The sequence below is a fragment of the Corynebacterium singulare genome (assembly GCF_000833575.1).
GTDB classification, from domain to species: Bacteria; Actinomycetota; Actinomycetes; order Mycobacteriales; family Mycobacteriaceae; genus Corynebacterium; species Corynebacterium singulare.
This window is the reverse complement of record NZ_CP010827.1, coordinates 780054-793444: the sequence shown is the minus strand read 5'-3', so window position 1 is coordinate 793444 and position 13391 is coordinate 780054. Positions and strand designations below refer to the sequence as shown.

The following is a 13391-nucleotide window of genomic DNA, read 5'->3' as shown; positions in this document are numbered from 1 at the left end:
TCTTCAGTCCTTCTTGTTGGGCTATTCCGGCTTGCTGTGGTCGTGGTTAGCCGGGTTCGGATAGGGCCACGGGTTTGGCTCGCAAGTCACGTCCTCATCCGGATACACCTCATTCGGGTCCTTTGTGAAGAGCTCAGCATTATTCAGACTGAGCGTTTGCTGCATCATGACCGGCGCTAGCTTACCGTTACCGCCGCACGGCTGGTGGGCTGCGTAGCCAATAGCATGGCCGAACTCGTGATTGATGAGGTACTGGCGGTAATTACCCAGGTCGCCCTCATAGGGCGCAGCACCGCGCACCCAGCGCGATTCATTGAGGTAAACCGCCGATTCTCCGGTAATCGTTGTGTGACATGAGGTCTCAGTGTGCAGCTGCGCGCCACACATCTTTGCCGTTGTGCCCAACGAGGTTAAGCGGATATGGGTATCGGGATTATCGTCCGCTTTAACGTGGATGAACTCATACTCACCAGCGGCGGTCCAACCGCGGGGGTCGGACAAGGTGGCGTCGACAAGCGCTACCACTGCGCTGTCGCCACCATATGCGGACGTGTCCACGCCGTTCTCAATCTCGACGGAGAATCGGACTGTATTCGTGCCGCCTTTGCCAACGTGCATCGTGGACGGGCCGGCGTCACGGTAGGTTTCTTCTCCCTGTTCCGTAAACTTACCGCCGGCGGGAAGGCCATCCTTTGCCGCTGCAACAGCGCTGGCATTGGCAGGATCCGGCCCTCGGCGCGCAGGGGTCGTTTCAACGACGCTTGTCGTTGTGTCGGCCTCCCCTGCCGTCGGCTCCAGTGCGTCCTCCGACGGAGATCGGAGGATATCAACCATAATCCACACCGTGATGACCGCCATGACGGGGATCGCCACCACGCGCCACCAGCCGTAGTCACGGGCAAATCGCGTCAGCGCTGAGGTGCGCTGGACGGGCTGCTGGGGGCGCTGATCAGTGTGCGCGGGATTGTCCATGGCCATTTAGGCTACCCGCTGTTGCGGCTTGTGCGTACTTAACCCGCGAAGCCCACGGTGTGAGCTCGTGCGGTGCCGATTTCTACGTACACCACGCGGTCGGTGCGAACGATGAACTTGCGGCCCTTCGCATCCTCCAGCTCCAAAGTCGAGTTCTCCGCCAGAGCACCGTTGATGGTGTGCGCGAGATCTTCCTGCTTTCCTTCAGCATGAATAACCAGCTCACGGGCCGTATCAGCGAATCCAAACTTGATGTCCATACCTTCTGTACTCCTTTAATCGTTCGCACGTCATTCGCCGGAGGGACGCAGGCAGGCGCCCGCGCTCCAGCGCTCTAATGGCCCCACTATAGCCACGTCCTCTACTATCAAGGTGTGCATGCCCCGAAAACCTCGAACGCTTCCCGCGATCAGCGCGGGAGTACCAGTGAATCCCCCACCTTTGCCGCGCTCGGCGTCGCTGCCGAGATCTGCGATGCTTTGGCCACACGTGGGATCACGCACACCTTCGCAATCCAGGAGCTCACGCTACCTATCGCTCTCAGCGGTCACGACCTCATCGGCCAGGCCCGCACCGGTATGGGCAAGACCTATGGCTTCGGGGTCCCTCTGCTGGACCGGGTTTTCGATGATGCCGACATTCCCGAACTGGATGGGACTCCCCGCGCGCTCGTCATCGCGCCGACGCGTGAGCTCGCCATTCAGGTCAGCGGGGACTTGAGCGTTGCCGCCGAGAACCTGCCCCTCAGCGTCATCACCTTGTGTGGAGGCCGCCCGTACGAAGAACAGATCAAGCAGATTAAGGCCGGCGCAGACGTCATTGTGGGCACCCCGGGCCGCCTGCTCGACCTGTGCCAGAAGAAGCATCTGTCCTTCGACAAGGTCAGCGTCCTCGTTCTCGATGAGGCTGACGAGATGCTGGACTTGGGATTCCTGCCGGACATCGAGAAGATTCTCACTCTTCTCCACGGCAACCCGCACCAAACCATGCTGTTCTCCGCCACCATGCCTGGGCCCATCGTTACCTTGGCCCGCACGTTCCTTAACAAACCAGTCCACATTCGGGCTGAGTCCGGCGATGACCAGCAGACCCACTCCTCCACTCGCAAGGTCACTTTCCAAGCTCACCGCATGGACAAGGTCGCCGTGCTGAGTCGAATCTTGCAGGCCGAGGGACGCGGACGAACAATCATCTTCACCCGCACTAAGCGCGCAGCCGCGGTGGTAGCAGATGAGCTAGCGCAGCGCGGCTTTAGCGTGGGCGCGGTCCATGGCGATATGGACCAGACTGCACGTGAACGCTCCCTGTCCGCTTTCCGCGAGGGAACCGTGGAGATTCTCGTCGCCACGGACGTCGCTGCACGCGGTATCGATGTCGATGATGTCACGCACGTCATCAATCATCAGGTCCCCGATGACCCCATGACGTTTGTTCACCGCATTGGTCGCACCGGCCGTGCGGGGCATACCGGGACCGCTGCAACACTGGTGGGCTACGATGAACTGAGCAAATGGCGCATCATCAATGATGAACTCGATTTGGGTCAGCCGGAGCCGCCCCAGTGGTTCAGTACATCCCCGGAACTCGCTGAGGCTCTCGCTATTCCGGCAGATGCCGAGGACACTGTCGGCCCCGCAACCAAGGTGTTAGGGGCACCGCGCAGGTCACCCTCATCGCGCCGCTCTGCCACTGATTCCGCGCGTGCTTCTCGCCGCACCCGCTCCCGCAAACGCAATTCCCGTCAAGGAGGACGCCGATGAGCCCAGAGGCGCAGGACGATAACCTCGTGCAGCCACAGGATGATAACTCCGGGCAGACGCAGGACACGCCCTCAACTATGCCCCCAAGGAAGGCCCCGATTCTGCGCTCAACCAAGTCAGATTGGACGGCCGTCGGCATCATCAGTGCGGTGTGCGCCATTGCCATCGGCGGTGCAGTGATCACTGCCCCCATTCACAAAGCGGAGCTCACCCCGGCCGTTAACGTCTCTACCGACGCGGAGCCGGAGCTTCTCGACGTCATCCCAGACTCCCTCACCGAGTCTTTCTCCGTGCCCAACACCCTGATGCCAGGCCAGTCTCGGGCAGTGTCCTCGAAGGGACTCCTGATTAGCCACGAAGGTGACACTCTTTCCGCCACCGATTCCGCTGGGAATACGGTCTGGTCTTACGAGCGCCGCGATGCTGATCTTTGCTCACTGGGCACGGCGTGGAACAAGGTTGTGGCGACCTATCGGACAGGCGTGGGCTGTGGTGATGTCGTGGCCCTGCACGCCGCCAACGGCGAGTACGCGGATACGCGCAGCGCGCGCAGCGCCGATGAGGTCGTCCCCATTACGTCCAATGACCGCGTGGGAACCGTGTCCACTGGTCGCGTCGAATTGTGGCGTTCAGATCTCGTGCGCACCGTTGAATACGGTGATGTCGATGCCAAACAGGAGCCAAATATGCAGCCCCACGAGGACTGCTCCATTACATCAGCACTGACACGTACTGAGTCTTTAGCTGTTACCGAGTCCTGCCCCGATTCCCCAGATTCCACGTGGTTGCGCATTCAAGAAGCCACCCCGGAAGATTCCCGAAAGCCAGAAATTACCAAGGACATCGAGATTTCTGACCCTGGCGCACGTCTTGTCGCCTTTGGCCAAGAAGCCGCCGCCGTGTACCTCCCCGCCGACACGCCGCGCATTATCTCCTACAACTTCGACGGCGAAGTCGTGTCCACCACGGAGGTTGAACCCTCCACCGCGATTACGGACTCTGCCTCGCCGTTTGCGCCGGCGATTGCAGATCTCCCCCACCACATGTCCTGGTTCGATGGCGAGCGTCTCTACCTCTTCACCCCTACCGCGCTGGAGGTTGATCACGTTCTCGACAATGCTCTTGGAACGGGCATTACCCTGGGTGAGCGCCTGTTAGTCCCCACCGAGGAGGGCATTGACGTAGTGAACTGGTCCAGCGGTAGAACTGAGCGAACTATCCCCGTTGACCGCGACGGCTACACGGGGCCAATCTCGCTCACGCTCGCGGGAAAGGCCATTATCGAACAGCGCGGCGATACCGCTGTGGGCCTTGTAGCGTCGTAGCTTCTGCACAGGCAGGCGGAGGTGGGCAGAAAGCGCTCTAAAAGTTGCGCTCTGCCCAGTGAGCTGTTTCTGGCACCGCCATGAGCAGGTAGAGCACAATGGCCGCGCTGGCCAAGGTGACGGCACCCAAAAGCGGTGATCCTCCACTAAACATTTGGAAGGCGATGGCCGCCAGGATGAATTCCACGAGCACGATGGCCCCGCGTCCCCAGCGTTTGCCCTTCACAAAGGCCCATGAGCCAACGATGACGAAGCCAAACACGATAAAGAGGAAGATGGCTGTCCCCAGTCCCACAAACCCCGTCGCACCAGAGTCAGACACCATCGAGGAATTCTCCGCACCGGTTACCTCGCGGACAATAAGGAAGATGCCGAAAATGATGACCACGATGGATTGCACTATCGCGATGCCTGCCGAGAACACAACGGAGCGCGGCGCGCCTGCAGTATGCCCGCTTTTCCCTTGAGCCTTCCCCTGCGGCTGCGCCTCCGTCCGAGACTTCTTCGAGCTACCAGTATTTTTCTTCTTCTTAGTCACGTTGTGTAAGTCTACTTCGCTTACTCCACCCCAGAGTTCACCGAACCAGTGGGCAATGTCGGGGGCAGTCCTTCAGGAATGGATTTGACGCGATCCAGGTCACCACACTCACCACACAGAAGGAGTTGTTGCTGGTAGATAGATTATTGGCAGGCTTCTTTCAGCAAGCCGACGGAGGCGTAAGCGCGACAAGCGTTCTATTTTTTAGTGACTTTGGCCACTTTTTAGCCTTTACCCCTAGCGCACTTTGAGTAAACATGTCATTATTCTCAGGTAGCAAAAACAACGAGCCGTTAAACCGGTTCGTAACTCGGAGCAAAATCCGAGTAAACAGAAAGTGAACCAAGGCGGCGTCGACGCTGGCCCTAACTCGAGACAGGGCCCCACTGACCGCAGACCAGTCCACTTCCACCCCACTAACACTTGGGACAGTTTACGGCTGTGAGCTACTGCTGTGAGCTGTTCTTAGTGCGCCCACTGCTGTCACAATTTTGTTAGGAGATTTCAATCATGGATTGGCGCCACGAAGCCGTTTGCCGCGACGAGGACCCGGAGCTGTTCTTCCCGGTCGGTAACTCCGGCCCAGCACTTACTCAGATCGCTAAGGCCAAGCTGGTCTGCAACCGTTGCCCGGTTGCATCCTCATGCCTCAAGTGGGCCCTCGAGTCCGGTCAGGATGCCGGCGTCTGGGGCGGCCTCTCTGAGGAGGAGCGCCGCGCAATCAAGCGTCGCAACCGCAGCCGCGCCCGTGCCCGCGTGTCTGCCTAACCAGACCCCGATTAGCACTCCGGCATACCCTGCCGCTACAGTTGAATAAGTTCATTTACCCTTAAAAGAAGGAGTACGCGATGAGCAAGCGTGGCCGTAAGCGCAAGGATCGCCGTAAGAAGTCCGCTAACCGCGGCAAGCGTCCTAACGCATAACGTCAGCATTGAAGGCCCGTTCCCCACTACCGTGCACACACGGCGGGAACGGGCCTTTGCTGGATCCTGCGCACCTAACGCCAAGTGATCTCAGTGCGCGTGATCTGCACCGAAATCCGCTGGCGCAAGGACTGCGGTGCTTCTTGTCCACCACAGCACTTACGCACGAGGGCTCTCACCACCTCTTCGCTGTCGAGGCGTTCCTGGCAGGCATCGCACTGAGCAATGTGCTCACGAATGGCCAGTGCCCGTGCATAACTCGTCGATTCGTCGAGCAGCTCCCGAAAGAGTGCGTTGACCTCCGGAGAGTTGCACGCACCGCAGTTGCGTCCGGTTGCGCGTTCCATTACTTCTCCTCCGTATCTGACATCATTTCTGGGTGGTCACGGCCAATACCTTTTTCTCGTGCCACGTCCTTCAACGCCGCCCTTAGCAATTTTCTTCCACGGTGCAGCCGGCTCATCACGGTTCCTAACGGAGTTCCCATGACCTCGGCGATTTCCTTGTAGGCCAAGCCCTCCACATCCGCGTAGTACACGACCATGCGATAGTCTTCCGGGAGGTCATTCATCGCCTCGGAAATCTGCGAGTCAGGCATCTGTTTCAATGCCGCCACCTCGGCTGATTCCAAGCCGGTCGAATCGTGTCCTGACGTGGTGTAGAGCTGAAAATCACTGAGCTCATCCGCAGAAGACTCAGTAGGCCGGCGCTGGGCCTTGCGGTAAGAGTTGATGTACGTATTCGTCATGATGCGGTAGAGCCAGGCCTTGAGATTGGTGCCCTGTTTGAAGGAACTAAAGTTCTTGTACGCCTTCAAATAGGTCTCTTGGATCAAGTCCTCCGCGTCCTGGGGATTGCGGGTCAGGCGCATTGCACCACCGTAGAGCTGGTCCAGCAATGGCAGGGCTTGCTCCTCAAACAGCCGCTGCTGTTCTCGCTGCTCCTCGGCAGTCTCGGTCGCACTCGTTGTGTCTGTGGCCATGGATTCCATCCTAGCGTTGACAGGCTAGGGTGGTTTTCATGGCTAAGAAGACCCCTCACGCAGCTACCCCCGCCCTCAAGATTCTTGAAGAAGCCGGAATCGAGCACCGCGTCACCACGTTCGATGGTGGCAGCGATCACTTCGGGGAAGCAGCCGTAGCGGCTCTCGACGTCGAGCCTGAGCGCATCTTCAAAACCCTCGTTATCGATCTCACCGCAGGAAAAGGTCCTAAGCGCCGCCTTGCCGTTTGCGTGTTGCCCGTGAGCCACCAGCTCAGCCTCAAGAAAGCTGCTGCTGCCTTCGGCGCCTCCAAGGCATCCATGGCCGAACCTGCCGATGCGTCGAAATCATCTGGCTACATCCCCGGCGGCATCTCCCCGCTCGGACACAAGCATGTACTCCCCACCGCCATCGATGAAACTGCGTTGCTGTGGGACACCATCTTTGTCTCCGGCGGCAAGCGCGGGCTCGATATCGAGATGAACCCTGAGGATTTCTCCCCCGTCCTCGAGGTCACCTTCACCGATCTTCTTGCCGAATAGGTCCCCAGCTCCACGCAGTAATCACACATGCGTGAGCACCACTGCGCTTGAATCAGAAGAGGGTACTGGACGGCTGTTCGTCGATAAGCTCGGCGTAATCGTTGCGGACGTTACCCACCGCAGGGTCTGCCGGGCGAGCATTGAAGCCGTGCACAGAGCTTGGCTCCAACAAAGCCTCCCCCGCTAACCATGGCGCAATCTCATCCTGTGTCAGAAATTTAGGCAACCGGCCATGCAGCCATGCCATCTCCTCAGTAGCTTCCGTGGTCACCATCGTGGCGGACAATCTATCCATTCCCGTGGCCCACAGGCCCGCTGCCCACAACAGCCCATGTGGACCAGTGACGTAATAGGGCTGTTTCTTGGCTTTTGGTTCGTCTCCAGCCTTCCATTCGTAGTAGCCATCAAGAGGAATCACACAGCGCTGGGCTTTAAAGGCATCACGGAAAGAGGGCTTTGTCGCCACGGTCTCAGCACGCGCGTTGAACAGCGGCGGACCATCCATGTCCTTCTTCCAATGCGGTAGGAGGCCCCAGCGCGCCGGATCGACCCGCGCCGTGTTGTCCTCCACCCGCACGATGGCAACGGGCTGCGTCGGCGCGATGTTGTAACGCGCTGGCGGCAGGCCTTCGGGGGCATGGACCTCAGTAATGGATTCCCACTCCCCGACCTCCTCAAGGAGGGACTCAGTGAACAGTACAAATCTTCCGCACATGCCCTTTATTATGGACTACATGTCTGCTTTCTGGAGTGCACCCCAACCCACCGGCCCTTTGTCGTGGACTCAGGAGATCCCGGGCTCGAAGTCGATGACCAATCGCGCCCTCGTCCTCGCTGCCTTGGCTGACTCCGCGTCAATCATTTACAACCCGCTGGTCTCGCGCGATACCGAACTCATGAAAGACGGGTTGCACGCCATGGGAGCGGGATTCGTCCCGTGGGGTCCCCATCTTCGCGTTTTCCCAGCTGAAACGCTTCGCGGCGCAGAGATTGACTGTGGCCTCGCAGGTACCGTCATGCGTTTTCTACCACCGGTAGCAGCGCTGGCGGATGGTCCGGTGCTCCTGGACGGTGACCCCTACGCCCGCAAGCGCCCTATGTCCACCATGACTGCCGCATTGAGAGAACTTGGTGTGGACGTGGACGGCGATAGCCTGCCGCTGCGCATCACACCGCGGGGAATCCCGGACACATACGAGGTCACGATCGACGCCTCCTCGTCCTCCCAGTTCATCTCCGGCCTTCTCCTGGCTGCGGCGCGCTACCGCAATGGTCTCGTCGTGCGTCACCAGGGAGAACCTGTGCCTTCCCAGCCGCATATTGCGATGACCATTTCTATGCTGCGAGAGGCCCGTGTTGAAGCTTTCGCGGCAGACAACACGTGGGTCGTGCATCCGGGACCGATTCAGGGCCGCGAGTGGCACATTGAGCCGGACCTGTCCAACGCCACTCCTTTCCTCGCCGCTGCGGCCGTCGCGGGCGGCAGCGTGAGTATTCCTCACTGGCCCGAAGAGACGTGCCAACCGGGCGATGCATTCCGCAGCATCCTCGAGCAGATGGGCGCCACCGTGGAATATGTGCCGCAGAGACCACGGAAGGACCCGCACCTTACGGTCACCGGCCCGGCGGAGGGATTGTCTGGGCTGCGCGGCATTGACCTAGACATGTCAGCTATAGGTGAGCTCGCCCCCACCGTTGCTGCTTTGTGCGCGCTGGCCTCAACGCCGTCGACGCTCACGGGCATTGCTCACCTGCGTGGTCACGAGACGGACCGACTGGCAGCGCTCGCTGCGGAGATCAACGGTCTGGGAGGCAACGTCACTGAGCTTGACGACGGCCTCCGCATCACCCCCGCCCCACTCCACGGCGGTCAGTGGCATGCTTATGCGGATCATCGCATGGCCACCGCCGGCGCCATCATTGGCTTGGCCGTCGAGGGCGTGGACATCGATGACATCGAATGCACCTCAAAGACCTTGCCTGGCTTCGCCGACATGTGGGAGGCCATGGTTCATGGCTAGACGAGCACGCAGTTATGACGAATCCGATGTCCGCATCCGCCCTGGCAAGGGCTCACGTCCGCGAACGAAGGACCGTCCGAAACACAAGGACGCTAAGTTCGGCATGGTTATCACCAAGGACCGTGGGCGCTGGGGAGTGGCGCTGGATAATAATGGCCCCGTTGTTACCGCTATGCGCGCCCGGGAAATGGGCCGCACCCCGGTGGAGGTCGGCGACCGCGTTGGTGTCGTGGGCGACACCTCGGGCAAGAAAGATACGCTGGCGCGCATCGTCAAACTCGAAGACCGCACCTCCGTCCTGCGCCGCACTGCCGACGATACGGACCCTTATGAACGCATCGTCGTGGCGAATGCCGACCGTCTCCTCATCGTCACCGCCGTGGCGGATCCTCCGCCGCGCTCTGGGTTTGTTGAGCGCGCGCTCATTGCCGCCTTTGCCGGCAATATTCGGCCCGTGCTCTGCCTGACCAAAACTGATCTCACCGATCCCACGCCGTTTGCCAAGGAATTCGAGGATCTGAATGTCACGGTGGTCGAGGCCGGCGTGGACGATGACCTCACGGAGGTCTGCGCGGCTATCGACGGCCACGTTACCGCCCTCATCGGCCATTCCGGCGTAGGTAAGTCCACCTTGGTCAACCGCCTCGTTCCGGACGCTCACCGGGAAACCGGTGAGGTTTCTGCCGTGGGCAAGGGCCGTCACACCTCGACGCAGTCGGTAGCTCTGCGCCTTCCTGCCACTGGTGACACCCCACGGGGCGGATGGATCATCGATACCCCTGGCATCCGCTCTTTCGGGCTAGCCCACATCGATGCGGAGAACGTCATCGACGTCTTCGAGGATCTTGCCGAGGCCATCGAGGACTGCCCCCGCGGCTGTACCCACGCTGGTCCCCCAGCTGACCCTGAGTGCGGCTTGGATCTCAACATCGACGATGGCACCGCCTCTGCCCGCCGCCGCGATGCTGTCCGCAGCCTGCTTGCAGCCCTGCGCACCAACGTGGACTGGGCGTAACGCACAAGGCCCGAGGCTCCTCTTTCCGTACTGGGGAGGTGCCTCGGGCCGGACATCTCAACGCCACACGCTAGGGGCTAAACGCTGAGGGCGTAACGCTAAGAATTATGTGCTTAAGCCGGGATCATGTTCGCAAGCTGCGGCGGCAGAATCGTCTTGAGGAACGGGCCGGCCGCACGGAGAGCCATCAGAATGATGGTCAGGCCACCGGTCACACCGAAGAGGATAGCTCCGCCGGTATCAATATTGGACGAGGTGTTGTCGCTGTCCGAGTCCTTCTTCTTGTTGAACTCCTTGTTATTTGCGCACGCGTTGAGCGCCTTCACGTACTCCGGAGCGATGTCGCGGAAGGTCTCAACGACCTTGACGTTGTTCTTGGCGCGCTTGGCAGATTCTTCATCGCCGATTTCTGCTTCAGTCTCATACGCAGCCAAGTCGCGGTACAGCTCATCCGATTGTGTCTCAACAGCGCGAGCGCGTGCTGCGGCATCCTTCGGCAGAATCTCGTAGTCATCCTTCAGGAGGCCCGAGTCAACGTCATTGTCCTTGGACTCAGCATTGGACAGGTCGCTCGACTCCTTATCACTCAAGGTGATGGTGCACTTCGCGTTCTTGATAGAGGTGGTCACCGCACCTGCGGTCGGGGCAACAACACCGCCAGCAATGAGCGCGACGGACAGCGTAGAGGTAGCTACGACGCGGCGCAGACGAGAGGAAGACATGATAGGGAGCCTTTCGATTGAGCTGTGATTTTACTCAAGCAGACTATCAGTAATTAGCCCAGCTTGGGCAGATATTCCCCAAACTGCTGGTAAGCAGCCATCCCCAGGCTGATGATGCCGAACAGAATCGTGATAATGACGCCCACTGGCCCAGCGGAGGATCCCTCGAGGATGCGCAGCCACGGTGTTGTGGGCTGCTCAGCGATGTTCGGATCCGGCTCAGTCAGCTCGTCAGCGTCAATCAGCTTGTCAGCGTCAGTCGTGGTCTCTGCGGTAGCTCCTGCAGTGGTGGCAACAGCTTCTGCAGTGGTGTCAACTGCGGTTTCGACGGGAGTGGGAGCCTCCTGGGCGCTGGCAGTCGGAACAGCGACAGCAGCAACCGACACAGCAGCGGCAGCGACGAGGGTGGTCAGGCGGGATGCCTTCATGGTGGTGGTACTCCTTAAAACACTCGAACAAGAGAGCCCTGCAGGGAGGCATGGCTCAGGGAAAAATAGGTGAGGACAGGGCCGGTCCTACAGCAGCTCAACGAGGAAGGGCAGCTCCGTCGGGTCATAGAAAGCCATGAAATTATCCAGAGCATCACCAACGGCAAGCTCTGCGTCTTCGTCACCGAGGTCAGCGCTATCGATAGCTTCGATCGCTTTCGCTGTGGCCGCTTCAGATTCTTCGATGTCGACGTGGATAGCCTGCAGGTTGTCCTTGGTAATGACGGCCGGATTCAGCGCGACAACCGGCTCACCCATGTCAGGCTTCGGCGTCACCACGGATTCATCAACGTCCACGGAGATAACAACTCGGCGGTGCGGGAATTTCTCCTCGTCTCCGATAGCTAAAAGACGCAGCGAGGCCATGGAAGCTTCTAGGAAGGCTGAGTATGCAATCTCTTCTTCGTCGCCACCCTCGGTGTAAAACTCGCGGAGCGCCGGGGTGACCATGAACCCCCACCCGCTGCGGGCAGCAAGCTGCCCGGTTTCTTCTAGCTCAGCGAGCATGGCAAAGGTGGCAGGCAGGAAGACACGCACGTCCGAGGACATTTAGAACTCACCCTCAATATCGAAGACGGCTTGAACCTCAACGCTGGTGCGGTCGAAGACCGTGTAGAGCATGCCCACCATGCCGTTCTCAACGGCAGCGCGCACGTTGACGATGGAATCATCCACCATGACGCAGTCATTAATTGGCAAATCGATGGCATCCGCCGCGGCCTGGAACGCAGCACGGTCCGGCTTCTCTGCACCGACTTCTCCGGAAAGGATGACCGCATCCACGATTCCACGGTATTCCCACTCGCGGATGTGCTCCGCGCCTGGGCCGCCCGGATCGTTGGAGAGAATAGCGGTGGCCACGCCATTGGCCTTGGCGGCAGCAAACAGCGCACGCCAGCGCTTGACGTCTTCCTCGGTGCCATCCAGCACACCTACAAAATCGACGATGAGTCCACGCATAGTCTCTATCTTCACCCTTCGCGTTGAGCTGTGTATATCGTCCGAAAGTATAGCGAACATACAGCTCCACTGCTCCCACCGCCTACTGCAACTCCCAGTGCGTCGTCACCCCTTCACTCACCGCATACATCAGTGGCCAGCCACCGCACCAGCATGGCACAATGAGGGGGCGTCCAGCTTGCTCCCCTTTTGTCCCTGCGCTGCTCACCGCTGGGAAGGTCAGAGAAACTGTGTATGTCCCCATCCCCGGCATGAGCCACCTACAGCTTTATGTCGCTCCTCAGCGTATCCGCTATGACCGCCAGCCAACTGCTGGTGATCTCGCCACACGCGAAGAGGTTCGTGGACTCGTCGTTATTGTGTTGGAGGTCGCCGCGTCACTGCGCCCGCTCAGTCACCTCAACAACAGCCGCTTCGCTCCGGAGATTTCAACTCATATCCGTGCGTGGAAAAAGGCGCTGCCCGCCGATGAAAGCCGAGGGCGCATAGCGCTCAGCAGTTTACATGCGCGCGAGAACGGAGAATACTTCGGCTCCGCCGTGATTGGTGGTCAGCAGCGCGCGTTTACAGGCGCTGCTGCGGGCAGGCAGCTGCAATCATTCCGGATGCTCTCCGTCGGCCCGCGAACCCAGCTCTGATGCGCTCTCCTCCCCACGCGGCACCAGCATAGGGCTCTATCCCCTAGAGACCCTAGGTCTTAGAACCAGGACCCCAGCTTGATGAGGATCGGCGTCCAATCGATGCCGGCGAAGGCTGCGGATGCGCTGATGAGCGCCAAGCTGATGCCACCGAACATGGTGGCCTGGGTGGCAGCACCCGTGGCCGGAGCCGCAGCGGAAGAGCCAGCCTTGACTGGCGCATCAGCGGCAGTGCCGCACTGAGAAGCGGCCGCCGCGGAGGAGCTCATACCGTCCAGAACGGAAGAGCCCTCAGCCTCGGCACTGCCCTCCGAGCCCAGAACGGAGGACAGGTGGCACTGCTCCTCCGGAGCTGCCTCAAAGGCAGAAGCAACCGCGCCGCCGCCCAGAAGGGTGGCGGAGGCAAAGACGGACAAACCTACTCGCAGAGACAAGCGGCGCATGGTGAAACGAACCTCCGAGGCACGAAATGAATAAGATTCTGACAGTATATAACTAAGTGCTT

19 protein-coding genes are annotated in these 13391 nt (G+C 59.9%); 8 read left to right on the top strand and 11 right to left on the bottom strand.

Features of this window, described 5'->3' with window-relative positions; all coding sequences use genetic code 11:
* Positions 1-21: 21 nt before the first annotated feature.
* A complete protein-coding gene (locus tag CSING_RS03725) occupies positions 22-978 on the bottom strand; it encodes a DUF3152 domain-containing protein (RefSeq protein WP_042529835.1) in 957 nt (318 codons plus the stop codon).
* A gap of 32 nt (positions 979-1010) precedes the next feature.
* A complete protein-coding gene (locus CSING_RS03720; RefSeq protein WP_042529833.1) occupies positions 1011-1232 on the bottom strand; it encodes a DUF3107 domain-containing protein in 222 nt (73 codons plus the stop codon).
* A gap of 114 nt (positions 1233-1346) precedes the next feature.
* On the opposite strand from CSING_RS03720, the gene CSING_RS03715 reads away from it, so the two are divergent.
* A complete protein-coding gene (locus CSING_RS03715; protein WP_042529831.1) occupies positions 1347-2732 on the top strand; it encodes a DEAD/DEAH box helicase in 1386 nt (461 codons plus the stop codon).
* Positions 2733-2809: 77 nt separating this feature from the next.
* The gene (locus CSING_RS03710) at positions 2810-4057 is read left to right on the top strand and encodes an Rv3212 family protein (RefSeq protein ID WP_042533108.1); all 1248 of its coding nucleotides are present in this window, start codon (positions 2810-2812) and stop codon (positions 4055-4057) included.
* Between the two features lie 37 nt (positions 4058-4094).
* Here the strand turns inward: CSING_RS03710 and CSING_RS03705 are convergent, their stop codons facing one another.
* Entirely contained in the window at positions 4095-4595 is a 501-nt protein-coding gene (locus CSING_RS03705) for a hypothetical protein (RefSeq protein ID WP_042529829.1), read from the bottom strand.
* 510 nt (positions 4596-5105) lie between these two features.
* Between CSING_RS03705 and CSING_RS03700 the strand changes: the two genes are divergently transcribed.
* Together CSING_RS03700 and CSING_RS14195 are read left to right on the top strand one after the other, a co-directional pair.
* Positions 5106-5363 carry a WhiB family transcriptional regulator gene (locus CSING_RS03700; protein ID WP_042529827.1) on the top strand — a complete coding sequence of 86 codons (258 nt, stop codon included), beginning with the start codon at positions 5106-5108 and terminating at the stop codon, positions 5361-5363.
* An 80-nt stretch (positions 5364-5443) separates the two neighbouring features.
* Complete coding sequence (locus CSING_RS14195) at positions 5444-5518, top strand: 50S ribosomal protein bL37 (RefSeq protein ID WP_100227335.1); 75 nt, start codon at positions 5444-5446, stop codon at positions 5516-5518.
* A 74-nt stretch (positions 5519-5592) separates the two neighbouring features.
* Here CSING_RS14195 and rsrA read toward each other — a convergent pair whose 3' ends face one another.
* Positions 5593-5865 carry a mycothiol system anti-sigma-R factor gene (gene rsrA / locus CSING_RS03695; protein ID WP_042529825.1) on the bottom strand — a complete coding sequence of 91 codons (273 nt, stop codon included), beginning with the start codon at positions 5863-5865 and terminating at the stop codon, positions 5593-5595.
* On the bottom strand, positions 5865-6500 hold the full coding sequence (locus CSING_RS03690) for a sigma-70 family RNA polymerase sigma factor (protein WP_042529823.1): 636 nt from the start codon (positions 6498-6500) through the stop codon (positions 5865-5867). Before CSING_RS03690 ends, rsrA begins: the two co-directional genes overlap by 1 nt.
* 38 nt (positions 6501-6538) lie before the next feature.
* On the opposite strand from CSING_RS03690, the gene ybaK reads away from it, so the two are divergent.
* Positions 6539-7042 carry a Cys-tRNA(Pro) deacylase gene (ybaK, locus tag CSING_RS03685; protein WP_042529821.1) on the top strand — a complete coding sequence of 168 codons (504 nt, stop codon included), beginning with the start codon at positions 6539-6541 and terminating at the stop codon, positions 7040-7042.
* A gap of 52 nt (positions 7043-7094) precedes the next feature.
* On the opposite strand, the gene CSING_RS03680 is transcribed toward ybaK, so the two are convergent.
* Positions 7095-7757 (bottom strand): SOS response-associated peptidase, encoded by a 663-nt coding sequence (locus tag CSING_RS03680; protein WP_042529819.1) that lies wholly within the window; start codon positions 7755-7757, stop codon positions 7095-7097.
* Here CSING_RS03680 and aroA point away from each other — a divergent pair.
* Both aroA and rsgA read left to right on the top strand, forming a co-directional pair.
* Complete coding sequence (aroA, locus tag CSING_RS03675) at positions 7756-9063, top strand: 3-phosphoshikimate 1-carboxyvinyltransferase (protein ID WP_042529816.1); 1308 nt, start codon at positions 7756-7758, stop codon at positions 9061-9063. The two genes, CSING_RS03680 and aroA, sit on opposite strands and share 2 nt — an antisense overlap.
* Positions 9056-10078 (top strand): ribosome small subunit-dependent GTPase A, encoded by a 1023-nt coding sequence (gene rsgA / locus CSING_RS03670; RefSeq protein ID WP_042529814.1) that lies wholly within the window; start codon positions 9056-9058, stop codon positions 10076-10078. The genes aroA and rsgA overlap by 8 nt, the downstream gene beginning before the upstream one ends.
* Positions 10079-10191: 113 nt before the next feature.
* Here the strand turns inward: rsgA and CSING_RS03665 are convergent, their stop codons facing one another.
* From CSING_RS03665 to CSING_RS03650, 4 genes are all read right to left on the bottom strand, one after another.
* Positions 10192-10800: a hypothetical protein gene (locus tag CSING_RS03665; RefSeq protein WP_042529812.1), complete on the bottom strand. Its 609-nt coding sequence runs from the start codon at positions 10798-10800 to the stop codon at positions 10192-10194.
* Between the two features lie 53 nt (positions 10801-10853).
* Positions 10854-11228 (bottom strand): hypothetical protein, encoded by a 375-nt coding sequence (locus tag CSING_RS03660; protein ID WP_042529810.1) that lies wholly within the window; start codon positions 11226-11228, stop codon positions 10854-10856.
* 87 nt (positions 11229-11315) lie between these two features.
* Entirely contained in the window at positions 11316-11825 is a 510-nt protein-coding gene (locus CSING_RS03655; RefSeq protein WP_201773982.1) for a DUF6912 family protein, read from the bottom strand.
* A gap of 12 nt (positions 11826-11837) precedes the next feature.
* The gene (locus CSING_RS03650) at positions 11838-12248 is read right to left on the bottom strand and encodes an HAD-IA family hydrolase (RefSeq protein WP_042529806.1); all 411 of its coding nucleotides are present in this window, start codon (positions 12246-12248) and stop codon (positions 11838-11840) included.
* Positions 12249-12499: 251 nt separating this feature from the next.
* On the opposite strand from CSING_RS03650, the gene CSING_RS03645 reads away from it, so the two are divergent.
* Positions 12500-12886, top strand: a complete 387-nt coding sequence (locus CSING_RS03645) for a hypothetical protein (RefSeq protein ID WP_236684026.1) — start codon at positions 12500-12502, stop codon at positions 12884-12886.
* Positions 12887-12945: 59 nt separating this feature from the next.
* On the opposite strand, the gene CSING_RS03640 is transcribed toward CSING_RS03645, so the two are convergent.
* Positions 12946-13329, bottom strand: a complete 384-nt coding sequence (locus CSING_RS03640) for a hypothetical protein (protein WP_042529801.1) — start codon at positions 13327-13329, stop codon at positions 12946-12948.
* Positions 13330-13391: the final 62 nt, after the last annotated feature.